The 25076-nt window shown below is 60.8% G+C and carries 19 protein-coding genes and 1 pseudogene; 7 read left to right on the forward strand and 13 right to left on the reverse strand.

Going from position 1 to position 25076, the window contains the following annotated elements; translation table 11 throughout:
- Nucleotides 1-13 precede the first annotated feature (13 nt).
- From ureG to E4O98_RS14080, 3 genes are all read left to right on the forward strand, one after another.
- Nucleotides 14-628 carry an urease accessory protein UreG gene (gene ureG / locus E4O98_RS14070; protein ID WP_005784294.1) on the forward strand — a complete coding sequence of 205 codons (615 nt, stop codon included), beginning with the start codon at nucleotides 14-16 and terminating at the stop codon, nucleotides 626-628.
- A 22-nt stretch (nucleotides 629-650) separates the two neighbouring features.
- Complete coding sequence (locus E4O98_RS14075; protein WP_032878162.1) at nucleotides 651-1223, forward strand: HupE/UreJ family protein; 573 nt, start codon at nucleotides 651-653, stop codon at nucleotides 1221-1223.
- Nucleotides 1224-1396: 173 nt separating this feature from the next.
- Nucleotides 1397-2506: an AGE family epimerase/isomerase gene (locus tag E4O98_RS14080; protein WP_248135547.1), complete on the forward strand. Its 1110-nt coding sequence runs from the start codon at nucleotides 1397-1399 to the stop codon at nucleotides 2504-2506.
- A 108-nt stretch (nucleotides 2507-2614) separates the two neighbouring features.
- On the opposite strand, the gene E4O98_RS14085 is transcribed toward E4O98_RS14080, so the two are convergent.
- The 9 genes from E4O98_RS14085 to E4O98_RS14125 form a co-directional block, all read right to left on the reverse strand.
- Complete coding sequence (locus E4O98_RS14085) at nucleotides 2615-3520, reverse strand: cation diffusion facilitator family transporter (protein ID WP_005784289.1); 906 nt, start codon at nucleotides 3518-3520, stop codon at nucleotides 2615-2617.
- Nucleotides 3521-3676: 156 nt separating this feature from the next.
- On the reverse strand, nucleotides 3677-4444 hold the full coding sequence (locus E4O98_RS14090) for an SDR family oxidoreductase (protein WP_186562749.1): 768 nt from the start codon (nucleotides 4442-4444) through the stop codon (nucleotides 3677-3679).
- Between the two features lie 824 nt (nucleotides 4445-5268).
- Complete coding sequence (locus tag E4O98_RS14095) at nucleotides 5269-5985, reverse strand: ABC transporter ATP-binding protein (RefSeq protein WP_005784287.1); 717 nt, start codon at nucleotides 5983-5985, stop codon at nucleotides 5269-5271.
- Nucleotides 5982-6857: an ATP-binding cassette domain-containing protein gene (locus E4O98_RS14100; RefSeq protein ID WP_005784285.1), complete on the reverse strand. Its 876-nt coding sequence runs from the start codon at nucleotides 6855-6857 to the stop codon at nucleotides 5982-5984. Before E4O98_RS14100 ends, E4O98_RS14095 begins: the two co-directional genes overlap by 4 nt.
- Nucleotides 6854-8131, reverse strand: coding sequence for a high-affinity branched-chain amino acid ABC transporter permease LivM (gene livM, locus E4O98_RS14105; RefSeq protein ID WP_005784284.1), 1278 nt, complete (start codon nucleotides 8129-8131; stop codon nucleotides 6854-6856). The genes E4O98_RS14100 and livM overlap by 4 nt, the downstream gene beginning before the upstream one ends.
- 2 nt (nucleotides 8132-8133) lie before the next feature.
- Nucleotides 8134-9048 carry a branched-chain amino acid ABC transporter permease gene (locus E4O98_RS14110; RefSeq protein ID WP_003188099.1) on the reverse strand — a complete coding sequence of 305 codons (915 nt, stop codon included), beginning with the start codon at nucleotides 9046-9048 and terminating at the stop codon, nucleotides 8134-8136.
- Between the two features lie 201 nt (nucleotides 9049-9249).
- Nucleotides 9250-10386, reverse strand: a complete 1137-nt coding sequence (locus tag E4O98_RS14115) for a branched-chain amino acid ABC transporter substrate-binding protein (RefSeq protein ID WP_248135549.1) — start codon at nucleotides 10384-10386, stop codon at nucleotides 9250-9252.
- Between the two features lie 374 nt (nucleotides 10387-10760).
- Nucleotides 10761-12044 carry an FAD-binding oxidoreductase gene (locus E4O98_RS14120; RefSeq protein ID WP_032878169.1) on the reverse strand — a complete coding sequence of 428 codons (1284 nt, stop codon included), beginning with the start codon at nucleotides 12042-12044 and terminating at the stop codon, nucleotides 10761-10763.
- A gap of 170 nt (nucleotides 12045-12214) precedes the next feature.
- Entirely contained in the window at nucleotides 12215-13705 is a 1491-nt protein-coding gene (locus tag E4O98_RS14125) for an aldehyde dehydrogenase family protein (protein ID WP_032878171.1), read from the reverse strand.
- A gap of 153 nt (nucleotides 13706-13858) precedes the next feature.
- Between E4O98_RS14125 and E4O98_RS14130 the strand changes: the two genes are divergently transcribed.
- The 3 genes from E4O98_RS14130 (at nucleotide 13859) to nadE (ending at nucleotide 17002) form a co-directional block, all read left to right on the forward strand.
- The gene (locus E4O98_RS14130) at nucleotides 13859-14749 is read left to right on the forward strand and encodes a LysR family transcriptional regulator (protein WP_078820151.1); all 891 of its coding nucleotides are present in this window, start codon (nucleotides 13859-13861) and stop codon (nucleotides 14747-14749) included.
- 207 nt (nucleotides 14750-14956) lie between these two features.
- Nucleotides 14957-16171: a nicotinate phosphoribosyltransferase gene (gene pncB, locus E4O98_RS14135; RefSeq protein ID WP_248135551.1), complete on the forward strand. Its 1215-nt coding sequence runs from the start codon at nucleotides 14957-14959 to the stop codon at nucleotides 16169-16171.
- Nucleotides 16172-16174: 3 nt separating this feature from the next.
- Nucleotides 16175-17002: an ammonia-dependent NAD(+) synthetase gene (gene nadE / locus E4O98_RS14140; RefSeq protein ID WP_078820150.1), complete on the forward strand. Its 828-nt coding sequence runs from the start codon at nucleotides 16175-16177 to the stop codon at nucleotides 17000-17002.
- A gap of 109 nt (nucleotides 17003-17111) precedes the next feature.
- On the opposite strand, the gene azu is transcribed toward nadE, so the two are convergent.
- Nucleotides 17112-17558 carry an azurin gene (gene azu, locus E4O98_RS14145; protein ID WP_122732382.1) on the reverse strand — a complete coding sequence of 149 codons (447 nt, stop codon included), beginning with the start codon at nucleotides 17556-17558 and terminating at the stop codon, nucleotides 17112-17114.
- Nucleotides 17559-17890: 332 nt separating this feature from the next.
- On the opposite strand from azu, the gene E4O98_RS14150 reads away from it, so the two are divergent.
- Nucleotides 17891-18073 carry a hypothetical protein gene (locus E4O98_RS14150; protein ID WP_005784271.1) on the forward strand — a complete coding sequence of 61 codons (183 nt, stop codon included), beginning with the start codon at nucleotides 17891-17893 and terminating at the stop codon, nucleotides 18071-18073.
- 46 nt (nucleotides 18074-18119) lie between these two features.
- Here E4O98_RS14150 and E4O98_RS14155 read toward each other — a convergent pair.
- The 3 genes and pseudogenes from E4O98_RS14155 to E4O98_RS14165 form a co-directional block, all read right to left on the reverse strand.
- A pseudogene (locus tag E4O98_RS14155) lies at nucleotides 18120-19011 on the reverse strand (transglutaminase family protein).
- Nucleotides 19011-21497 (reverse strand): circularly permuted type 2 ATP-grasp protein, encoded by a 2487-nt coding sequence (locus tag E4O98_RS14160; RefSeq protein WP_032878180.1) that lies wholly within the window; start codon nucleotides 21495-21497, stop codon nucleotides 19011-19013. The pseudogene E4O98_RS14155 and the gene E4O98_RS14160 overlap by 1 nt, the downstream one beginning before the upstream one ends.
- A 158-nt stretch (nucleotides 21498-21655) precedes the next feature.
- Nucleotides 21656-24946 carry a transglutaminase family protein gene (locus E4O98_RS14165; RefSeq protein WP_248135553.1) on the reverse strand — a complete coding sequence of 1097 codons (3291 nt, stop codon included), beginning with the start codon at nucleotides 24944-24946 and terminating at the stop codon, nucleotides 21656-21658.
- Nucleotides 24947-25076 lie beyond the last annotated feature (130 nt).

Genomic DNA, 25076 nt, shown 5'->3' on the forward strand with positions numbered 1-25076 from the left:
TGTGGAGAAGCACATGAACACACAACCCCTGCGCGTCGGAATCGGCGGCCCGGTGGGCTCCGGCAAGACCGCCCTGACCCTGGCCCTGTGCCTGGCGCTGCGTGATCGCTATAACCTGGCGGTGGTCACCAACGACATCTATACCCGCGAAGACGCCGACTTTCTGGTACGTAACAAGGCGCTGGCGCCGGAGCGCATCATCGGCGTGGAGACCGGCGGCTGCCCGCACACGGCGATTCGCGAAGATGCTTCGATCAACCTTGAGGCCGTGGACCAGCTCAACCGCCGCTTTCCCGGCCTGGACCTGATCCTGGTGGAGTCCGGCGGCGACAACCTGTCGGCCACCTTCAGCCCGGAACTCTCAGACCTGACCATTTATGTGATCGATGTGTCCGCTGGTGACAAGCTGCCACGCAAAGGCGGGCCCGGTATTTGCAAATCCGACTTGCTGGTGATCAACAAGATCGACCTGGCCCCGCTGGTGGGCGCCTCGCTGGAGTTGATGAACAGCGACACCCAGCGGATGCGCAACGGCAAACCCTTTGTGTTCAGCAACCAGAAAACCGGAGTCGGCCTGGACGACATCGTCGCCTTCATCGAACGCCAGGGCTTGCTGACCGCCGCCTGATCAACCCATAAGGAACCTGTCCATGAGCCTCAACAAACTCTTCGCCGCTGCCGCGCTGCTGCTGGCCCCTGCCCTGGCCTTCGCGCACCCTGGCCACGGCGACAATGGCCTGGTGGCCGGCATCAGCCATCCCTTGGGCGGCCTCGATCACTTGCTGGCCATGGTTGCGGTCGGCCTGTGGGCGGCCCAACAGAAAGGCGTCGCGCGCTGGGCACTGCCATGCACCTTCGTGGGCACCATGCTGATCGGCGGGGTGTTGGGTTTTGAAGGGCTGCAATTGCCGGCGCTGGAAAGCGGGATTGCCGCTTCGGTGCTCGCCCTGGGCCTGGCCGTGGCACTGGCAGTGCGGCCGCCGCTGTTCATGGCGGTGGGCGCCACGGCGTTGTTTGCGTTGTTTCACGGCGTGGCCCATGGCCTTGAACTGCCGGACATGACCAGCCCTTGGGCGTATGCCATTGGGTTTGTGGGTGCGACTGCGGCGTTGCATGCCGCCGGTTATGCAGTGGTGCGCTTTTTGCCAGCGGCTGCAGCACCCTTGGTGCGGGTGGCCGGGGCGGCTTCGGCAGCGACTGGGGTGTGGTTGTTGGCGGGCTGATCGTCAGCGACTGCAAGGACCTCATCGCAGGCAAGCCAGCTCCCACATTTGAGAGGGTTCACACTTCAAAAATGTGGGAGCGGGCTTGCCCGCGATAGTGCCAGTACAAACACCACCGATCCCAAGCCTGCTACCATGCGCGGCAAACACCCCTGCCGTGACGACGCCAGCCAATGCCCATCGCTTCCCCCTATTCCCTGACGCCTGTGCTCACGCACTTCCATGACCTGATCGTGCCGCTCTGGCAAGGCCCGGGCTGGAATGCCGACCTCGCACTGCCCTTTGAGGCACTGGATGCCGATCATCAACCATTGCCCCCACAACGCTATCGCGCCATGGCGTGCGCCCGGCAGCTGTACCTGTTCGCCAGCCTGATCGGCGAGCCAGGTGCGGCCTTTGCCGATGAACGGGCGGCGGCGCTGTTCCGCTCCCTGCAGCGGCACTTCCATGATGCCGAGCACGGCGGCTGGTTCTACAGCATCGACCCGGCCGGCCAACCGCTGGACAAGCGCAAGGACCTCTACACCCACGCGTTCATCATCTTTGCCTGTGCCCATTACTGGGCCAAGGTGCGTGAACCCTTGGTGGAGTCAGTGCTCAACGCCGCACTGGAAGTTGTGGCTCAACGCTTTGCCACAGGCGATGGCTTGTATGAGGCCGTACTTGAGCGCAACTGGGCCTCGCTGAAATCCGGCCCGTTGCAAAACCCGCTGATGCACTTGGCCGAGGGCTTCCTCGCCACCCTCGCGGTACGCGAGGACGCGCAGGTACAAGCGGCACTGCTGGCACTGGCGACGGCCATGCAGCAACGCTTCATCGACCGCGAGCACGGCGTGATGCTGGAGAAACCGCTGGGCGCTGTGGATAACTGGTTTGAGCCAGGGCACCAGTTCGAATGGTTCTTTTTGCTGGAATCCTCAGAGGTGCTGCGCGGCACGCCGCTGCATGCATCACTGACACGGGCGTTTGCCTATGCCGAGCAAAAGGGTGTGGATAAGTTAAGCGGTGCGGTCAGTGGCATGTTGGCACTCGATGGCACGGTGCGCGACGGCACTCAGCGCATCTGGGCCCAGGCGGAATACCTGCGAGCACTGACCTTGCGTCCCGGCAGCGAGACGGTGCTGCAACGTCAATTGCTGGCGCTGCAACAGCGTTTTCTGCATGCAAAGGGCTGGCATGAATGCCTGGATGCCGACGGTAAGGTGAGCCGGCGGGATATGCCTTCTACCACCCCTTATCATTTGGCGACTTGCTATCAGGGTCTGGTCCAGCATCTGGGCTGACCTGCAAGGCCCCATCGCAGGCAAGCCAGCTCCCACACCTTAATGTGCGAACCCAATCAATGTGGGAGCTGGCTTGCCTGCGATAGCCTCACCTCGGTCTAACAGACGTTATGCAATCCACTTGCGATCGCCCGTAAAACTGATCGTCAACCAACGCGCCGCATCCGGCGTGCCCAGCCCTGTGGATATCTCTTCGCGCAACCTGTCGAGGGTCGCGACCTTATCCACTGGGTAATCGGCCGGCAGCACTACATGAATCTCGATAAACCGCGCCCGCCCGTGCTTCTGCACATAGGACACGTAGTCATCGAAACCATGCCTGGCCTGCGCCGCATCCATCACTTCGCGTACTTTATCGTCCAGGTGATCCGGCGCGATCCCCAGCACTTCACGCAACGCCGGGCGCAGGATCTTGAACGCTGGCGCCAGCATACTCAGGGCCAACAGGATCAAAATCAGCGGGTCGACGTACACCGCCCATTCGCCATAGCCCTGGGACTTGAGCAGCAGTGCGGCAAGGAAGCTGATCAGCAAGCCCACCGACAGCATTGCGTCCACCAGCCAACTGATGTTGTCGAACTGGATCAGCGACGATTTAAGCGTGCGGTTGCGGTAGCGCACATAAAAGAAGTAGGCGAACTCCACGACGGTAAACACCGCCGCATAAATGATCACCAGCCCCAACTCGATCTCGCGCCCGCCGTTGATGATGCCGAACACACCATTGAGGAACGCGTAGATGGCGATCAGCAGCAGGAAACTGCCTTCGATCAACAGCACCATCGGTTCCAGGTGCCAATAGCCGAACTGGAAGCGCTCGTTGCTTTTCTTGGCGATCAGCTTGGCCGTGATCAGCATCAGCACCTTGATGGCGGTGGCGATCAGCGAGAAAAAGCCGTCGAATAAAATGGATTGGGCGCCGGATATGACACCCGTGACAATCCCGGCGATCGCCACGGCGAACATCAGGATGGTCGATTGTTTGAGCAGTGCCTGCTCACCTCGGTTACTCACATTTCCTCCTGTCAAAACCTTTAAACCGCACAGTGCGGAGGGTTTTCAGGAGCGGAGTGTACCTTATGCCGCATTTTGGCCGATTTGCCGCACTTAAAAGCTATCGGAAAACATTGTGGCGAGGGAGCTTGCTCCCTCGCCACAGAAGCGATCGCCTTAGCCCTTGGCCCCCCGCTCAATCGCAAACCCAGCCCAGGTCTGGCTCACAGGCATCAGCTCCAACCGGTTGATATTCACGTGCGCCGGCGTATTCATCACCCAGAAAATCGTGTCGGCAATATCCTGCGGCTGAATCGGCTCGGCACCTGCGTAGGTGGCGTCATAACGCGCCTGGTCACCGCCAAAGCGCACCAGCGAGAACTCGCTCTCGCACAGGCCCGGCTCGATGTTGGTCACACGCACGCCAGTGCCTTGCAGGTCGCAGCGCAGGTTCAACGAGAACTGCTTCACGAACGCCTTGGAGCCGCCATACACATGGCTGCCGGGGTACGGGTAGTTACCGGCGATGGAACCCAGGTTGATGATCCCCGCACCACGGCCATGAGCAATCAGGCGCGGCAGCAGCAGGTTGGTAGTGGTCAGCAGGCCCTTGATATTGGTGTCGACCATGGTTTCCCAGTCGTCGAGGTCGCACTTGGGGGCCGGATCAGTGCCCACGGCCAGGCCAGCGTTGTTGATCAGGCCACGCAGTTTGGCGAACGACGGCGGCAAGTTGGCGATGGCCTCCTCCATGCCTTTGCGATCGCGCACATCCACCACCAGGCCATGCACTTCGGTCTGCCTGGAAAGTTCTTCGACCAAGGCATTCAAGCGCTCGGCACGACGACCGGTGAGCACCAGTTTCCAGCCGGCTTCGGCAAAACGACGGGCACAGGCCTCGCCGAAACCTGAAGTAGCGCCAGTAATGAATAGCGTGTCGGACATGGTGTTCTCCTTGAGTGCATCGGGGAAAAAAGTTGCCAGCAGAATGCCCTTCCGCCGCGGCTGCGGCAACCGCTACGCACGTAACTTCACACGCAACTGTGCGTTTTTTAACCACCCCAAGCAAAGCCTTATAAAACGTGGCCTGCAGCCATATGCGCGCAGGTTATCCACAACTGCGCCCACAGTCTTTGGGGGCAAGTGCAAATCGCTCGAAGCCACTGTGTACAAGGCTTGCAGGCGTTTTTAGAAAGTTTTTTGCTTGACCTTGGCTGGGGCGTATGTAGCCCCTGAAAAATTCGGAAAAACGCAACGATGGCTTCAGGCCAGTCATTCCGGCCCCTGCGGGCGTCTTTCCAGAGTTTAGTCACAGACTTATCCACAGGCTGGATGGACATATTCCGGTCATATACCTGTGTCTTTAAACAGGTTGACAAAGCCGGTAGAGGGTCGAGAAAAAGCCGCCGATCAAAAAACAACCACAACGCTACAGGCCCCGTATTCAAAGGCTTTCAGCCAAGTACACCCACGTTACCCACAGCCGGTTCCACAGTGGATGGGGACAAGTCAAAACTGTGACAAAACAGGGATTTGCGGCGGCTATATGTCGCGCTTTGGAGGTGGGCTGGATTTGTTTTCCACAATTTGGTGGAGGGCTTGTTGACACCGCAAAAACAAATGTGGGAACCGGGCCTTGGGTGGGAGCTGGCTTACCTGCGATGCAGCCACCTCGGTATGCCAGCTAAACCGAGGTGATGCTATCGCGGGCAAGCCCGGCTCCCACATAAGGCCAGGTTCCCACAGGGGTGATGTGTCTGGACTTGAGGTCAGTGACCGCCCAGGTAGGCGTTGCGCACTTCCTCGTTCACCAGCAGCTCTTTACCGGTGCCCGTCAGGCGAATCTCGCCATTGACCATCACATACGCCCGATCCGACAAGCGCAGCGCATGGTTGGCGTTCTGCTCCACCAGGAAGATGGTCATCCCGGTAGACGCCAGCTCGCGCAGGGTAGAAAAGATCTGCTTCACCACAATCGGCGCCAGTCCCAGGCTTGGCTCGTCGAGCAGCAACAGTTTGGGCCGGCTCATCAGCGCACGAGCGATGGCGAGCATTTGCTGCTCGCCGCCGGACATGGTCATGGCGCGCTGGTTACGCCGCTCCTTGAGCCTGGGGAACAGCTCGAACATGCGTTGCATATCCTCGCTGGCAAACTTGTCGCCAATGGGGATGGTGCCCATCAGCAGGTTTTCCTCGACGGTCATGTCGGGGAACACCCGCCGCCCTTCCGGCGACTGTGCAATGCCGTTGGAGGCGATGTAGTGGGACGACTTGTGGGTAATGTCGACGCCGTTGTACAGAATCTGCCCCGACTCGGCCCGAGGCTGGCCGAAGATCGACATCAGCAGCGTGGACTTTCCCGCGCCGTTGGAGCCGATCAGGCTGACGGTTTCGCCTTCGTTGATGTGCAGCGAGACTTTCTTCAACGCCTGGATCGGGCCGTAGAACACGTCCAGGTCCTTCATTTCGAGGATAGGTGCGCTCATACCAACTCCTCTTCGTCCGCGCCCAGGTAGGCGGCGATCACTTTCGGGTCGTTGCGGATCGCGTCGGGGCCGCCTTCGGCGATCACGTTGCCGTGGTCCAGCACCACAATGTGGTCGGAAATACTCATCACCATGCCCATGTCGTGTTCGATCAGCACCACCGTGAGGTCGTGTTCGTCGCGCAGCAGGCGAATCATCGCGCTGAGGGCTTCGGTTTCCTGAGGGTTGAGGCCCGCTGCCGGTTCGTCCAGGCAGATGATCTGCGGCCGCGTGCACATGGCGCGGGCGATTTCCAGGCGGCGCTGCTGGCCATAGGAGAGCTCGCCAGCCAGGCGGTTGGCGCAATCCACCAGGTCCACAACCTCCAGCCAGTAGAACGCACAGTCCAGGGCGTCACTTTCAGCCTTGCGGTAGCCCTTGGTATTGAGGATGCCCGCGAGCATGTTGCGGTTGACCCACATGTGCTGGGCCACCAGCAGGTTTTCCAGCACCGACATTTCCTTGAACAGGCGAATGTTCTGGAAGGTCCGTGCCAGGCCGGCGCGGTTTACCAGGTGGGTGCCGCCGAACATCTTGTAGTACACGCGGCTGAGGAAGCTTTTGGGCGACACGAAGTCGGTGGCCTCAAAGCGCTCACCCAACAACTGGATGACGTTGGTTTGCTTGCCGCGCACGTTGAGTTCGATCTTGCCGCCGCTGGCTTTGTAAAAGCCGGTGAGGCAGTTGAACACCGTGGTTTTGCCGGCGCCGTTGGGGCCGATCAGGGCAAATATCGAGTTGCGTTCGACCTTGAGGCTGACATCGCTCAGGGCCTTGATGCCACCGAAGTGCATCATCAGGTGTTCGACAGATAGCACGACTTCCTTGCTCATGGCGCTACCCCCTTGCGTGGCGTCACACCGGTGCGGCTGATCCGAATCAAGCCACGCGGTCTCCAGATCATCATCACCACCATCAACACGCCAAACAGCAGCACGCGGTATTCGGAGAAGCTGCGCAGCAATTCAGGCGCCACGGTCAGCACAAACGCCGCAATCACCACGCCCACCGTCGAGCCCATGCCGCCCAACACCACGATGGCCAGGATCAACGCCGACTCGAAGAAGGTAAACGACGACGGATTGACGAAGCCCTGGTAACTGGCAAAAAACACACCCGCCAATCCGGCAGTGGAAGCCCCAATGGTGAACGCCGAGAGCTTGACCAATACGTGATTCAGGCCCATGGAACGACAGGCGATTTCATCTTCACGCAAGGCTTCCCAGGCGCGACCGACCGGCATACGCGTGAGGCGATGCTTGATGTACAGCACGGCCAGCACCACCAGAAACAGCACGATGTAGATGAACATGAACTTGATGTTGGGGTTGTAATCGATGCCGAAGAACTCGTGAAACGGGATGCCGCCATCCTTTGCACGCTTGCCGAACTCCAGGCCCAGGAAGGTTGGCGAAGGCACCGGCATACCGTTGGGGCCGCCGGTGAATGACAGCCAGTTGTTGAGCACCAGGCGGATGATTTCACCAAAGCCCAGGGTCACGATGGCCAGGTAGTCACCGTGCATTCGCAGCACCGGGAAGCCGAGTATGCACCCCGCCAGTGCCGCCGCGATTGCCGCCAGCGGCAGCACCGTCCAGAACCCCAGGCCGAGGTATTGATAACCCAGCGCCAGGCCATAGGCACCGATGGCATAGAACGCCACGTAACCCAGGTCGAGCAGACCGGCCAGGCCCACCACGATGTTCAGGCCCAGACCAAGCAACACGTAGATCAGCCCGAGAATCACCACGGTCAGCAGGTATTTGTTGGCGAAGATCGGAAACACGATGGCGATCACGATCAGCGCCGGGATGATCCAGCGCAGCCGCGACTTGTAGTCCGGTGGCAGCACATGCACGCCCGAGCCGCTGCTTTCGAAGCCCTGCAGGATCTTCACACCCTTGGGGGTTTGCAGGAACAGGCTCAAGGCGAAACGCCCAGCCATGACGATGGCGACCAACGTGGCAACGCGCAGCGGCTCCAGGTTGAAGCTGTAGCCGTCGAGCACTACGCCGACGATGGGCCCGAACACGATCAGCGAAATCAGCCCGGCGAGGACCGTATCGACCACACTTTTCTTGATATCAATGGATTTGGCAGCAGACATGTTTACACCTTCGCCACGAGTGGGCGACCAAGCAGGCCCTGGGGACGGAAAATCAGAATCACCACCAGCAGGGAGAAACTGAACACGTCTTTGTAGTCAGAGTTGATCAACCCCGAGAACAGCGACTCGGAGATACCGAGGATGATCCCGCCCAGCATCGCCCCAGGCAGGGAGCCGATGCCGCCGAGTACCGCCGCGGTAAACGCCTTGATGCCGATGATGAAGCCGGCATAGAAGTCGAAGGTGCCGTAGTTGAGGGTGATAAGCACGCCGGCCAGGGCAGCCATGGCCGCGCCGATGACGAACACGTAGGAGATCACCCGGTCGGTGTTGATGCCCAGGATCGAGGCCATCTTGCGGTCTTGCTGGGTGGCGCGGCACATGCGACCCAGCTTGGTGTACTTGATGATGTAGGTGAGCAACGCCATGCCGGCGAATGCCGCCACGAGGATGAACACTTTGGTGTAGGTCAGTTGCACGAAGCCAGTGCCGATATCGACGCGCCAGGCGCCGGCCAGCAGGGTCGGGATACCTTGTTGCTTGGCGCCCTGGGCGATCTGTGCGTAGTTCTGCAGGATCAGCGAGATGCCGATGGCGCTGATCAGCGGAGCCAGTCGGGTGGAGTTGCGCAACGGTTTATAGGCGACCCGTTCAATGACCCAACCGTACACGCCGGTGACGACCACGGTGAAGATCAAGGTGCCGAGAATGAGCAGCGGGAAGGATTCGATGCCGAAGTAAGCCAGCAGTGCCAGACTGATCGCCGCGAGGTAAGCGGAAATCATATAAACCTCGCCGTGGGCGAAGTTGATCATGCCAATGATGCCATAGACCATTGTGTAGCCGATGGCGATCAGGCCATAGACCGACCCGAGGGTCAGGCCGTTGACCAGTTGCTGCAGGAAAATACCATCCATAACGCAATCTCACGCGGTGAGCACCTGCACACCGGTGGGTGTGCGGCGCTTCTGGAGGAAAAAACAGATCTCAATAACAACACCGTTCCCCTGTGGGAGGGGGCATGCTCCCGATTTCGGTGGGTCAGTCATGCATGTGTTGGCTGACACTGCGCTATCGGGAGCAAGCCCCCTCCCACATTGGAACTGTGGTGCTCAGCCTTACTTCTGTTTTTCCAGCTGATGGTACTTACCGTCCTTGTCCCACTGGTAAACCACATAGTCAGAGACTTTCAGGTCACCTTTGCCGTCCCATTCCTTCTTGCCCATTACCGTCTGCACGGGGTTGGCCTTGAACCACTTGGCCGCGTCTTCGCCCTTGTTGGACTTGGCACCGTTGAAGCCGGCGGCCAGGGCCTGGATCGAGGCGTAGGCATACAGGGTGTAGCCTTCAGGCTCGGTGCCGTTTTTGCGGAACTCTTCAACCACGGTCTTGCTGTCCGGCAACAGGCGCGGATCGGCGCCGAAGGTCATGTAGACGCCATCGACGTACTGCGCACCACCGGCGGTCGCCACCAGTTCGTCGGTCACTACGCCGTCATCGGACATGAACTTGACGTCTTTGAGGCCCGCTTCACGGATCTGGCGCACCAATGGGCCGGCCTCTGGATGCAAGCCGCCGAAGTACACGACGTCGGCGCCCAGGGAGCGGATCTTGGTGACCAGGGCGCTGAAGTCTTTCTCGCCACGGGTCAGGCCCTCTTCCAGCACCGGCTTGACGCCACGCTTGGTCAACTGCGCAGCGGTGGCGTCGGCCAGGCCTTTGCCGTAGGTGTCCTTGTCGTTGATCACCGCGACTTTCTTGCCCTTGAGCACATCGACGATGTAGTCGCCGGCGACGATGCCTTGCTGGTCGTCACGCCCGCACATACGGAACATCGCGGCCAGGCCGCGCTCGGTGACCTGTGGATTGGTGGAGCCTGGGGTGATGGCGATGATGCCGGCTTCGTCGTAGACCTCAGACGCCGGGATGGTGTTGGACGAGCAGAAGTGCCCGACCACACCGATCACCTTGTCCTGGTCCGCCAGGCGGTTGGCCACGGCCACGGCTTGCTTGGGTTCGCAGGCGTCATCGCCGGCAATCAGCTTGATCTGCTCACCGTTGATGCCGCCGGCCTTGTTGATAACGTCGGCTGCCGCCTGGGCACCCTTCATGTACTGCTCACCGAAAGCGGCGTTGGCACCCGTCATCGGGCCCGCCACACCAATTTTCACATCAGCTTGAACAAACGTAGAAACACCCAGCGCCGCTGCAACGGCGAGGGCCAGAAAACCTTTCTTGTAAAACGTCTGGGACATGAGTGGTGCTCCGATATTTTTGATTTTTGGCACGACAACTTGCATTCAAACTTTTCACTGAAAGCTCAGAGCAAGCCGCGTGCCATTACTTTTTTATTCTTCAAAAAGACACGGTGTCATTGTTATTACAGGCGTTTCGACGCCTTTTGCCAGGACGTGCAACCGTCTAGCCCCGATAGGTGCAACCAACGAACCAAGAAAGTACAACCCTGACAGGTCGCAGCTGCAACCAGAGGGATAAACGACAGTTCCTACACCTGTAACAACGTGCGTAACGGAACTGCACATTTACAGTGCGTGATTGCTACGCCTTGCACCAATACAGATGGGTAGCCTGCTAAGAAAACGCAGGCTTTTGAGCGGTATTTCGCTGATCAGATCACGATCCTCAGACATTGCCCGGCGTGATACAGCGAGAATCCTGCTTCATACAGGCAACTGCGCAGACCTGCACCCGCCAGTGGCTGCATCGGTGCAAAGGGGATCGGCAAGGCCTGGGGATTCTGGTGACACAGATAGTCGGCAAACGCCTTGCCGACCACACTGCCGGTGGTCACACCACGCCCGTTATAGCCGGTGACTGCGACCAGGCCAGGGGCGGGTTCGAACAGGCGCATCAGATGGTCCGGGGTAAACGCGATGCAGCCGGTCCAAGTGTATTCCCACTGCACCGATTTGAGATACGGGAAGTAGTGCTGCTGCACCCGATCGGCCCACGCCTTGAGGAACCAGGCAGGTTTCTGGTTGCCATTGCCCAGGCTGCCAAGCAACAGACGGCCATCGGCATCGCGACGGATGCTGCTCAGTACCTGGCGCGTATCCCACGAGCCCTGGCCACCGGGGAGGATTTGCCGGGCGGCATCATCGGTCAGCGGCGCTGACGCCACCTGATAGTAATAGCCGGGGAAAAAATTGCGCCGCAACTCGGTCCATTCGCCTTCGGTGTAGGCGTTAGAGGCGATCACCACCTGAGCGGCCTGCACCGCGCCCTCGGCGGTCTGCACCGACCAATCGGCACCTTGGCGCTCAAGCTGGGTGACCGGGGAATGGTCAAACAACTGCCCGCCCAGCGCTGCGGCGGCATTCGCCAAGCCCGTGGTGTAGGCCATGGGGTTCAGGGTGCCGGCCCGTCGATCGAGCAAGGCGGCGGAGATTTTTTGGGTGCCGGTAGCTTGCTCACACGCCTGCCCGGTGAGCAATTCGACCGGCGCGCCACGGCGCTTCCATTGCTCTTCACGACTGCGCAAATCCGCCTCGCCACGGGCGTTGTGGGCCATGTGCAAGGTGCCCTCGCGGCGCAATTGGCAATCGATCTTGTATTTGTCGATCAGGCTGAATACCAGGGCCGGCGCTGCGCCCAACATGCGGTTGAGCTGGCTGCCAACCGCCGTGCCGAACCCGGCTTCGATCTCGTCTGGCGGGATCCACATGCCGGCATTGACCAACCCGACGTTACGCCCCGAGCCGCCATGGCCGGTACGATGGGCCTCCAGCACGGCAACGCTTTTACCCTGCTCCAGCAAATGAATGGCCGCCGACAAACCGGTGATACCGGCACCGATCACGCAGACATCCACCTTGAGCGCGCCCCTGAGCGCGGCACGATCCGGCCGGCCGGGGGTGAGGTGTTCCCATAAACATGTTTCGCGTAGTGCCATTGCCAGACTCCGATGAGACCTAACAAACAACTTTTCAGAATTGAAAATCTGATCAAATGTGGGAGGGGGCTTGCTCCCGATAGCGGTGGGTCAGCTACAGATTTGCTGACTGAAACACTGCTATCGGGAGCAAGCCCCCCCACATTTTGATCTCACTTCGACGCGAGGGCTCAGTCGAAGGTAATGCCTTGGGCCAGAGGCAATTCCAGCGAGTAGTTCACGGTATTGGTCTGGCGGCGCATATACCCGCGCCACGCATCCGAACCCGACTCTCGCCCGCCGCCAGTCTCTTTTTCACCACCAAAGGCCCCCCCGATCTCCGCGCCGCTCGGGCCGATATTGACGTTGGCAATCCCGCAATCACTGCCCACCGCCGACATGAATTGCTCGGCTTCACGCACATCCGTGGTGAAGATGCATGACGACAGCCCCTGTGGCACCGCGTTGTTCAAGCGCAGGGCTTCGGCGAAGTCGGTGTAGCCGACCACGTAGAGAATCGGCGCGAAGGTTTCCGTACACACCACGTCGCTTTGCTCGGGCATTTCCACAATTGCCGGCGAGACGTAGTAAGCGTTGGGGAATGTGTCTTGCAGTTGGCGCTTGCCGCCGAACACCTTGCCGCCTTCGCTCAAGGCTTGCTCCAGGGCGTCCTGCATGTTGTCAAAACCCTGCTTGTCGATCAGCGGGCCGATCAGGTTGCCTTCCAGCGGGTGGCCGATGCGCACCTTGGAGTAGGCCGCCTTGAGGCGGGTGACGATGTCCTCCTTGACCGATTCATGGGCGATCAGCCGGCGCAAGGTGGTGCAGCGTTGGCCGGCAGTGCCGACGGCGCTGAACAGGATGGCGCGCACGGCCATGTCCAGGTCGGCGCTTGGGCCGAGGATCATCGCGTTGTTGCCACCCAGTTCAAGAATGCTACGGGCGAAGCGCGCCGCGACTTTCGGCGCCACTTCGCGGCCCATGCGCGTACTGCCGGTGGCACTGATCAGGGCCACACGCGGGTCGTCCACCAGCGCGGCGCCGGCGTCGCGGCCGCCGATGATCACCTGGCTCAAGTATTCGGGAGCATCGTCAAACTTGCTCAATACGCGCTCGAACAGCGCCTGGCATGCCAGGGCGGTGAGCGGGGTCTTTTCAGAGGGTTTCCAGATCACTGCGTTGCCGCACACCAATGCCAGCGCGGTGTTCCAGGCCCATACGGCCACCGGGAAGTTGAAGGCGCTGATCACCCCGACCACGCCCAGCGGGTGCCAGGTTTCACGCATATGGTGGCCTGGGCGCTCGGAGGCGATGGTCAAGCCGTACAACTGTCGGGACAGGCCCACGGCGAAGTCGCAGATGTCGATCATTTCCTGGACTTCACCCAAGCCTTCCTGGGTGATCTTGCCGGCTTCCCAGGAGACCAGTTCGCCCAGGTCGGCCTTGTATTGGCGCAGTACGTCGCCAAACTGGCGCACCAGCTCGCCACGCCGCGGCGCCGGCACTTTGCGCCAAGCCTCAAATGCATGCTCGGCACGACTGACCTGTTGCTCCACCTCGGCGGCGCCTTCCCAGTGCACACTGCCGATACGGCTGCCATCAATCGGCGAATGCACGGGCTGTTTGCCCGCCTGGTACAGCGCCGGGTTTACCCCGAGACGATCAAGCAATGCGGCAACCATGGGTCACTCCTTCAATCTGCATACAAAAATTCGCGCCGCAATACGCACGGCGATCCTGGCCCTATTTGTAGCTGGCCCAAGACTTGCCAACAAACGACGATTAGGCGAGATATCATTCCGTTTATTCATGCAAAGAATAAAAAGAGGCAAGCCGTGCTGAACAAAAGACATTTGCCGTCGATCACCGCTCTGCAGTGCTTCGAAGCCGCCACCCGCCACCTGAGCTTCACCCGCGCCGCCGAAGAGCTGAACCTCACACAAAGCGCCGTGAGCAAACAGGTGGCGCAGTTGGAAGAGTTGTTGCAGCACCTGCTGTTTCGCCGGGTACGCCGCCGCTTGCAGATGACCCCGGCGGGCGATCTGTACCTGGTGGAAGTGCGCAAGATCCTCACCCAGGTGGAGATGTCTACCCATTACCTGCGCTCCTACGGCGGCGAGACCGAGGTGCTGCGCGTGTCCACGCCCTATACCTTCGGCGCGCGCTGGCTGGTGCCGCGCCTCAAGGGTTGGCGCCTGCGTCACCCGCAGATCCACCTGGACCTGTGCAACGAACAGCAGCCGGACGAGCTGCTGCAAGGCAAGGCTGACATGGCGTTCTATTTCGGCCAGGGCGCACGCCCTGGTACCGAGAGCCTGAAGCTGTTCAGTGAAGAGCTGGTGCCGGTATGCGCGCCGGAGAGCCTGCCGGCGCAGCCTTTCACCGACCCCACGCAACTGAGCGACCTGGTGTTGCTGCAAAACGCCTCGCGGCCCCAGGGCTGGCATGACTGGTTCGCCAGCCAGGGCTTCCACACCGAGCACAGCTACCACGGGCCGCGGTTCGACACCTTCTATATGTGCATTCGGGCCGCGCAAGTGGGTTGTGGCGTGGCGCTGTTGCCGCGCTTTCTGGTGGAAGAGGAGTTGGCCGAGGGCAAGCTGGTGATTCCCTGGCAACATGCGATGCCGAGCCAGGATGCGTATTACCTGGCTTATCCGGAGCATTCGGCGGAGGTGCCGAAGGTCAGGGAATTTGTGAAGTGGATGCTTGAGCAGGTTATTTAGTGCCTGGAATACCGCTATCGGGAGCAAGCCCCCTCCCACATTTGGAACGCATTTCAACCTGTGGGAGGGGGCTTGCTCCCGATAGCGCCAGTGGCCGTGGCAAAAAAATCACTGGCAAACCGACCCACGTCTATGCGCCACTAGCCCCCTTCCTTAATTGTGCGTAAAGGCCGGCGCCCATCGCCGAGCCGTCTGGAGATTCCCGTTATGAGCGAGAGTGTGTTTGCCGATCGCATCGTGCAGAACCTGCTCGACACCGACTTCTACAAGCTGACCATGATGCAGGCGGTGCTGCACAACTACCCCAATGTGGAAGTTGAATGGGAGTTCCGTTGCCGCAACAGCGAAGACCTGCGCCCGTACCTGGCGGAAATCCGTTACCAGATCGAACGCCTCGCCGAGTTGAGCCTGAGCCCCGATCAATTGGGTTTTCTGGAACGCATCAGCTTTATGAAGCCGGATTTTTTGCGCTTCCTCGGGCTGTTCCGCTTCAATATGCGGTATGTGCAGACCGGTATCGAGAACGGTGAGTTGTTTATCCGCCTGCGCGGACCGTGGCTGCATGTGATCCTGTTTGAAGTGCCGATGCTGGCCATCGTCAGCGAAGTGCGTAACCGCTATCGCTACCAGACCGTGATCCTCGAACAGGCCCGCGAACAGCTGTACCGCAAGTTCGATTGGCTGACGGCCAATGCCGCCAGCGATGAACTCTCGGAACTGCAAGTGGCCGACTTCGGCACGCGCCGCCGCTTCTCGTACCGCGTGCAGGAAGAAGTGGTAAGCGTGCTCAAACACGACTTCCCAGGGCGCTTTGTCGGCACCAGCAACGTGCACCTGGCTCGCGAATTCGATATGAAACCGCTGGGTACCATGGCCCATGAATGGATCATGGCCCACCAGCAACTGGGCCCGCGCCTGATCGACAGCCAGATCGCCGCCCTGGATTGCTGGGTACGCGAGTACCGTGGCCTGCTGGGCATCGCCTTGACCGACTGCATCACCACGGACGCCTTCCTCGGTGACTTCGACTTGTACTTTGCCAAGCTGTTCGACGGCCTGCGCCACGACTCCGGCGATCCGATTCAGTGGGCGGAAAAAGCCATCGCTCACTATCACAAGCTGGGCATCGAGCCGATGAGCAAGACCCTGGTGTTCTCCGACAGTCTGACGCTGCCCAAGGCGTTGGAAATATTCCGCGCGTTGCGGGGTCGGATCAATGTGAGCTTTGGTATCGGCACCAACCTCACCTGCGACATTCCGGGGGTGGAACCGATGAGCATCGTGCTTAAAATGACCGCCTGCAATGGCCAGCCCGTCGCCAAGATTTCCGATGAAGCGGGCAAGACCCATTGCACCGACCCGAATTTTGTCGCCTATTTGCGTCACGTTTTCAAAGTACCTGCCCTATCCAGCAAGGAGTGAAGCATGCAAGCCGTACAGCGTGAGATTGCGCAGCAGCTCAAGGTGCAAGCGCCGTTCAAAGACCAGGCCGCACTGGAGGCAGAAGTCGCCAGGCGCGTAGCCTTTATCCAGGACTGCCTGCGCAATTCCGGGCTCAAGGCCCTGGTGCTGGGCATCAGCGGCGGCGTCGACTCCCTGACCGCAGGCCTGTTGGCCCAACGTGCCGTGCAGGAACTGCGCGCCAGCACTGGCGATGAGGCTTATCGTTTTATCGCCGTGCGCCTGCCCTACGAAACCCAGTTCGACGAACACGAAGCCCAGGCTTCGGTGGACTTCATCGAGCCGGACGAGCGCCACACCGTCAACATCGGCCCGGCGGTCAAAGCCCTGGCCAATGAAGTAGCAGCGTTTGAAGGCAAGGCGGCGGTGTCCCGCGACTTCGTACTGGGCAACACCAAGGCGCGTATGCGCATGGTGGCGCAGTACACCATCGCCGGCGCGGCCAGTGGCCTGGTCATTGGTACCGACCATGCGGCGGAAGCGGTGATGGGCTTTTTCACCAAGTTCGGTGATGGTGCCTGCGATCTGGCGCCATTGAGCGGGCTGGTGAAAAACCAGGTGCGAGCGATTGCCCGGCATTTTGGTGCGCCCGAGTCACTGGTAGAAAAGATCCCGACGGCGGACCTGGAAGACTTGTCGCCGGGCAAGCCGGACGAAGCGTCACATGGCGTGACCTATGCAGAGATTGATGCGTTCCTGCACGGTGAGCCGGTGCGTGAGGAAGCGTTCAGGATTATCTGCGAGACGTATCGCAAGACTGAGCACAAGCGGGTGATGCCGTTTGCGCCGTGAGGTAGACCGCCATCGCAGGCAAGCCAGCTCCCACACTTGACCGAGTTCCAACATGAGAATGCGGTCGAATGTGGGAGCTGGCTTGCCTGCGATGAACGATAACGCGGTCTTACTTCAGAACCACAGTGCCTTTCATCATCGAGATGTGGCCAGGGAACGAGCAGAAGAAGCTGTACTTCTCATCGGCTTTGAGCTTGGAGACGTCGAAGGTCACCGAGTCTTTCTCGCCAGCACCAATGATCTTGGTGTGGGCGATGATGCGCTCATCACCGGCTTTCAGATAATCCTTATCGATACCTGCAGCCATACCGTCAGTAGCCACAGGCTGCATGTTGGCTTCAGTGGTCAGCACCCAGTTATGCCCCATCACGTTCTTGGGCAGGTTGCCCGAGTGAGTCAGCTCAACGGTGAACTGCTTGCAGCTCTTGTCGATGGTGATTTCTTTGGTATTGAAAGACATCTGGTCGGTGGAGTCGACAGTGACCTTGCACTCTGCAGCAAGCAACTGGCCGCTAGCCAGAGTCAGCAGGGAAACAGCAACGAGTTTGGCGAACATGTGAATCTCCAGGGCAGGGTTAGAAAACGCGTATTGCGACAAGGGTGCCTCAAGCAGGCTTAGTTTCTTATGATCTGCATCAACAGATTGTATACAACTTTAGGCTATCAGGTTGATCAACACAATCAACCAGCCAAACTGCCGCACCCTGCCTATGATCGCCCCATCACTCACGGGAGTTCATGCCATGCACCTCAATCACCTGTTCAACGGCCTGCTGGCCGCCTACGCCTGCGGTAAGTGAAAGCAAAGGGCCCCCTGAAGCTGCTACCATGACGACCCAAGGCAGCTGCGCGCCGCCTACCCTCACCTTCGACCCTAGAGGATCGCCCATGGCCAAACCTAATTACTCCTTCGCCAAACGTCAGAGAGACTTGGCAAAGGAACAGAAGAAAGAGGAAAAGCTGCAACGCAAGAAAGCCGCTGCAGACGAAGAAGCCGGCGCGCTGAACCCGGATGCGGAAGGTGAAGCAGCAACTGACGAGACCGAAACCCCGAAAGACCCGGCTGAATAAATTTTGTTGAGGTGAGCAGGCCCTCCCTGTTCACCCCAACCCACCGCTACTCCAGCGGCATCACCGTCACCCGCACCTCCGGGTCATGGCTCCCTCCTCCCAGAATCACCCCACGCAACGGCGACACATCGGAGAAATCCCGGCCCCAGGCCAGAGTGATGTGCTCCAGTGCCGGCTGCACATTGTTGGTCGGATCGAAATCCACCCAGCCCGACCGCGGGCAGAACACCGAGACCCACGCATGGGACGCATCGGCGCCGATCAGCCGTGGCTGGCCGGGCGGTGGCTGGGTCAGCAGGTAGCCGCTGATGTAGCGCGCCGCCAGGCCCCCGTGAGCGCAGGCAGGCGAGCATCAGGTGGGCGAAGTCCTGGCACACACCGCGACGGCGCTCCAGCACCTCCACCAGCGGCGTGGCGACCTGAGTGGCTTCGGCATCAAAAGTGAATTCGCTGAAAATCTTTTGCATCAACGCCTGCGCGCCGACCAACAACGGCTCGCCAGGCGGGAAGCAGCTTTCAGAGAACTCGACGAAGGTTTTTTTCAGATGCACGTAAGGCGATTCGAAGCGATAGCGGCAGGCTTCAATCACCTCCATCGACAGCGCCTGGCTGCTGTAGGTAAAACTGTCACGGGTGCGGTCCCACGCCGGCGATTGCCCCAGATCCAGCGCGGGTCGCGCCAGCACTTCCACGGTCAACCCGGCATTGACCAGCAGCTCATCATGAGGACGCTCGAACGCCAGGCGCGTGATCGGGTTGCCAAACACGTCCAGCTCATCACGGCGTGAAGAGGGCGGCGGGCTGATGTCCAGGGTTTGCCAGGTGCAACGCTGCCACGCACACGGCCGTGGCCACAAATGCGCCAGCTGCTGGGCCAGGGACACCGGGCTGTCGTAGTGGTAATGGGTATCGTGAAAAATCTGATAGCGCGCACTCATCACACCGACACCGTTTGCTGGCTGACATCATCCACATGGGCAAAATGGCGCAGCGCCAGGCGATCCGACACTTGCCCGCTCTCATCGGCGACCGCTTGCAGCAGGTCGGCCAGGCCATCCAGCGCGGCACGCACACTGGGCTCGCCAAACAACGGGTTCTCCAGGCACCCCAGGTCAAAGCGCCCCAGGCGCTCCACCAACGGCGCGAGGCCGGTTTCCCTGGGCACCCCAAAATCATCATTGAGGCGACGCACGGTACGGCTCACCAGTTTGAGCTGGAACAGCACCGCATGGGGATTCTGCTCATCGAGTAACAACAGGTCGAGCACCGGGATCAGCTGCGGCACCGCCAGGTAGCGCGAGCGATAGGTGATGCTGCTGTTGCCCAGCTCCAGCAACCACTCCAGCCCCGCCTGATCGAACACCGCCACACCGCGCAGGAACGCTGCCAGGCTGGTACTCAGAAATTGCAGACGCTCAATGCGCCGGCCCATCATCAAAAAGCGCCAGCCTTCATCGCGGGTCATATCATCCAGGGCAAACCCGGACAGCGCCGCCAAAGACATCACCAAACGGTTGAGAAAATCCAGCAGCTCGCCGAAGTCCGGGGCCTGGCTTTCCAGCTCCATGGCTTCGCGTTGCAGCTCCACCAGGGCCTGCCAGTTTTCCCGCGACAGCTTGCCGCGCACCTGGGACGCTGCCCACTGCAAGCGCTGCAAATTGGCGCGCAGGCTTGAGGGCCAGTCATCACCGAGCAAGGCCGCGAGCAGACGCTCCGGTAGCTCGCCCTCCTCCGGCAACAGGCGCAGGCTTTCTCCAAGTTCGACCGCCGCCTGCAATGCCAACGGATCGTCGCCGTCGACATAACGCGCCAGCACAATGCGCAGCCAGCGCGCACTGTCATCGCAGCGTTCGCAATAACGGCCAAACCAGAACAGGTTTTCCACCACCCGTGACGGCAGATACGGGTCGCGGCGCACCAGATCATGCACGCCAATGGCGCGCTGGGCACGCCACTGTTCACCAGCGCTGGCGCGCTCGCCGAGCACCCATGTGTCCTTGCTCGCACCGCCGCGTTGCATCGACACCACTTCGGCATCGGCGTCGGCGGCCACACGGGTCAGGCCACCGGGCAGCACGCGATACCCCTCATCGCTGGCTACCGCGTACACACGCATCCCGATGGCGCGGTGTTGCAGATGATCTTCTTCGGTATGCCACACCGGCGCCTGGGACAACTGCGCCAGCTCCTGGGCGACATAGGCGTAAGGCCGCGCGCGCATCCGCTCGGCCAGGGCCTGGCGTTGTTGTTCATTCAAATCACGACCGAACACCGGGGCGAAACTTTGCGAAGGAAACGCCGGCTTGATCAACAGTTCCGGGAGCTTCTCCAGTGCCTCGGCCAGCACCGGTGCCTCGCCGCACCACCAGGTGGCAATCGACGGCAGGATCAGCGCTTCACCGAACAGGAACTCGTTGATCTTCGGCAGGAACCCCAACAAGCCCGGCGACTCCAGCACGCCGCTGCCCAAGGCATTGGCCACCAGCACATTGCCTTGGCGCACGGCGTCAAGCAGGCCGGGCACGCCCAGGGCCGAGTCGGTACGCAGCTCCAGAGGGTCGCAGAAATCGTCATCCAGGCGGCGCATGATCGCGTGGACCCGGCGCAGACCGCTGAGGGTTTTCAGGAACACCGTGCTGTCGCGCACGGTAAGGTCGCCGCCTTCTACCAGTGGGTAGCCGAGCTGGCGGGCGAGATACAGATGTTCGAAATAGCTTTCGTTGAAACGCCCCGGCGTGAGCAGCACGATCAGTGGCGGCTGGTCATCGCCGGGCGCCTGGCGGGCCAGGGTTTCCTGCAAGGTGCGAAAAAAACCGGTGAGGTGCTGCACCTGCAAGTCACGGTACAGATCCGGGAAGGCGCGAGACACAATGGTGCGGTTTTCCAAGGCGTAGCCGGCGCCCGACGGCGCCTGGGTACGGTCGGCGGTGACCCACCAACGGCCATCGGGAGTACGCGCCAGATCCACGGCGTACAGGTGCAGAAAAGCACCGTCCGGCGGCTGGATACCCTGGCACGGCCATAAAAAGTTGTTATGCCCAAATACCAGCTCGGCAGGCAACAGCCCCTCTTTGATCAGGCGTTGCGGACCATAGAGGTCGGCGAGTACCGCATTGAGCAGACGCGCGCGCTGGGCGATACCGGCCGACAACTGCCGCCACTCATCAGCGGCCAGCACATGGGGCAGCAGGTCCAGCTCCCACGGGCGATCAGCGCCCTTGGGGTCGGCGTAGACGTTATACGTCACGCCGTTTTCCTGGATCTGCCGCGTCAGCAACGCCTGGCGCTGGGCCAATTGTGCGGGCGTACTGCGTTGCAGATGGTCGAGCAGGCGCTGCCAATGGGCACGCACCGCGCCGCCGGCGTCCAGCAGTTCGTGATAGGTGCCCGCGGTCAGCGGGTAACGGTCGAGCAAGTCGGACATGGAACGCTCGGCAGAGGCAAGGGAAGTCAGGTTAACTCAAATTCACTACGATCCAATGTGGGAGCTGGCTTGCCTGCGATAGCGGTGTGTCAGTCACCAGAACTATCGACTGAACCACCGCTATCGCAGGCAAGCCAGCTCCCACACTTGGATCATGTTCATTCCTTATTTTTTGTAAAACGCCGCAAATCCAGGGTCATTGGCAATTCACCGTTCACCACTACAGTCGGCACCACAAGCTTGCCAGGGCTATGCCCCAACCGGAAAAACCGCGCCATTCGCCGGCTCTCTGCCTCATTGGCATTGACCGGCAAGCTGTCGTAATTGCGCCCGCCCGGATGCGCCACATGGTATTGACAGCCCCCCAGCGAGCGCTGCATCCAGGTGTCGAGCAGGTCGAACACCAACGGCGCATGGACTGCAATGGTCGGTTGCAGGCAGTTGGCCGGTTGCCAGGCGCGGTAACGCACACCGGCAACAAACTCTCCCACCCGACCGGTCGGTTGCAGCGGCACGGGTATGCCGTTGCAGGTCAGCAGATAGCGCTGCGCCGGCAGGCCAGTCAACTTGACTTGCAGGCGCTCCAGGGACGAATCCACATAACGTACCGTGCCGCCTACCGCGCCCTCCTCACCCAGCACATGCCAAGGCTCCAGGGCCTGGCGCAGTTCCAGTTCGATACCGCTGACGGCGTAATCACCCACTTTGGGAAAGCGGAACTCCAGATGCGCGGCAAACCACTCGGCCCGCAGCGGATAACCGGCAGCGTTGAGCTCGACAATGACGTCGGCAAAGTCCTGTTCGATAAAATGCGGCAACAAAAAGCGGTCATGCAGTTCGGTGCCCCAACGCGCCAGCTTCGGCGGCGCATAAGGTTCGCGCCAGAACCGTGCGACCAGCGCGCGCAGCAGCAATTGCTGAGTCAGGCTCATGCGCGCATGGGGTGGCATTTCGAAAGCGCGCAACTCCAGCAGCCCCAGGCGGCCGGTGGCACCCTCCGGCGAGTAGAGTTTGTCGATACAAAATTCGGCGCGATGGGTGTTGCCGGTCACGTCGATCAGCAAGTTGCGCAACAGGCGGTCCACCAACCACGGCGGGCATTCCTCGCCCGGTGCCGGCATCTGCGCGAAGGCGATTTCCAGTTCATACAGCGCATCGTTGCGCGCCTCATCCACCCGTGGCGCCTGGGAGGTCGGGCCGATAAACAGGCCGGAGAACAGGTAGGACAGCGACGGATGGTTATGCCAGTAGCTGATCAGACTGCGCAGCAAATCGGGGCGACGCAGGAATGGTGAGTCCTTGGGCGTCGCACCGCCGAGGACGAAGTGGTTACCACCGCCGGTGCCGGTGTGGCGCCCGTCGATCATGAATTTCTCGGTGGTCAGGCGGGTTTGCCGGGCTTCTTCGTAAAGAAATTCGGTGCGTTCCACCAACTCATCCCAGGTGGCGGATGGCTGCACGTTGACCTCGATCACACCCGGGTCCGGCGTCACGCGAAAATTGCTCAGGCGTGTGTCGGCGGGTGGCTCGTAGCCTTCCAGCAACACGGGGCAATGCAGTTCCTGGGCGGTGGCCTCGATGGCCGTCACCAGCTCCAGATAATCCTCCACGCGTTCCAGCGGCGGCATGAACAGGTACAGGCGTCCTTCCCGCGCTTCAGCGCACAGCGCAGTGCGGGTCAGCCAATCGGCGGATTCGTCGACCTTTGGCACACGCTCATCACTTGGGGCCGGCTCGTCGTGGCTGTGCAACTGCGCGGTCGTGGGCAGCTGCGGCTGATCCTGGTTCGGGTCGGTCGGGTGTATGAACGGATACTCCGCCGCTGTCACCCACGGCTGCGAAGCCAACGGCAGCCGATAACCCAACGGCGAATCGCCCGGCACCAGGCGGCAGTGGTCATCGCGCAAGTACCAGCGCCCACTCTGCCAGCGATCATTGGCGGCGGTGCGCGCCAACGGCAGCACTTGGCCGATGACCTTGTCCAGGCCCTGGACGAAGACTTTGCGCAGGCGTTCGCGCTCCAGTTCGTCGCTCAAGCGCGGGTCCTGGGCGCTAACGTTTTGCGGCAGTGTGCCTTCGCGCCACAGGTAGTAGAAGTTGTCCTCAAAGGCTGGGAACACAAAGCGCGCCGGCAACCTCAGACGCTCGGCGACGCTGGCCAGGAAACGTCCGGCCATCGCGCCGTCAGCCCCATAGTCCTCTTGCTCATCGGCGATCAGCGCACTGTTGTGCCAGATCGGCACCCCATCGCGGCGCCAGTAGCAATTGAGCGACCAACGCGGCAGTTGCTCGCCGGGGTACCACTTGCCCTGGCCGAAATGCACCAGGCCCTGGGGTGCATAGTGCCGGCGCAGGCGCTGGAACAGCTCGGCGGACAGGCGACGCTTGTCCGGCCCCAGGGCGGCGGTGTTCCATTCGGCGCCGTCGGGGTCGTCGATGGACACGAAAGTTGGCTCGCCGCCCATGGTCAGGCGCACGTCATGCTTGAGCAGGTCGCCGTCAATCTGTCGGCCCAGGGCCTGGATCGCCAGCCATTGTTCTTCGGTGTAGGGCTTGGTTACCCGAGGGGCTTCCCATATACGCTCCACCGACATCTCATGAGTAAATTCGCATTCGCACGGTTCCACCAACCCACTGATGGGTGCGGCAGACGATGGATCGGGGCTGCAGGCCAATGGGATATGCCCTTCACCGGCAAATAAACCGGAGGTGGCATCCAGGCCGATCCAGCCGGCGCCGGGCAAATACACTTCGCACCAGGCGTGCAGGTCGGTGAAGTCCACTTCGGTGCCGGAGGGGCCGTCGAGGGCTTTGACGTCAGCGGTGAGCTGAATCAGATAACCAGAGACAAATCGCGCCGCCAAGCCAAGATTGCGCAGCAATTGCACCAACAGCCAGGCCGAGTCGCGGCAGGAGCCGGAAGCGTTTTCCAGGGTGAATTCCGGGGTTTGCACGCCCGGTTCCATGCGGATCAGGTAGCCGATATCGGCGGCCAGGCGCTGGTTCAGCCCAACCAGGAAATCCACCGCAGGCAAGGGTGTGCGGTCAATACCGGCCAGGTAGGCGGCAAACCTTGGCGTCAGCGGCAAGGTTTCCAGGTACGGCGCCAGCTCGCGCTGCTCATCGGCGGCGTAGCTGAAGGGGATTTTTTCGGCGTAGGGTTCCAGGAAAAAGTCGAACGGATTGAACACCGCCATCTCGGCGACCAGATCGACTTCGATGCGCAGTTGGTCGGTTTTTTCCGGGAACACCAGGCGCGCCAGGTAATTGCCCTGGGGGTCTTGCTGCCAATTGATGAAATGCTGCTCGGGCAGCACTTTCAGCGCGTAAGACAGGATCCGCGTGCGGCTATGGGCTGCCGGGCGCAAGCGCACAATTTGTGGGCCGAGTTCGACAGCACGGTCGTAGCGGTAATGCGTAACGTGGTGCAACGCGACATGTATCGACACGGCGGCCTCCTGCGAGCCTGGGCATGAGTACAACGCGCGCAAGACTTATGCCACAGCGGCCGTCATTGCGCTTTATCGTGGAGCCCGGTGCAGTACAGCACCAAAACAGCGCCGTGCCTGCGGTTGTGGT

This window comes from Pseudomonas sp. W2Jun17 (assembly GCF_023127795.1).
GTDB lineage: Bacteria > Pseudomonadota > Gammaproteobacteria > Pseudomonadales > Pseudomonadaceae > Aquipseudomonas > Aquipseudomonas synxantha_A.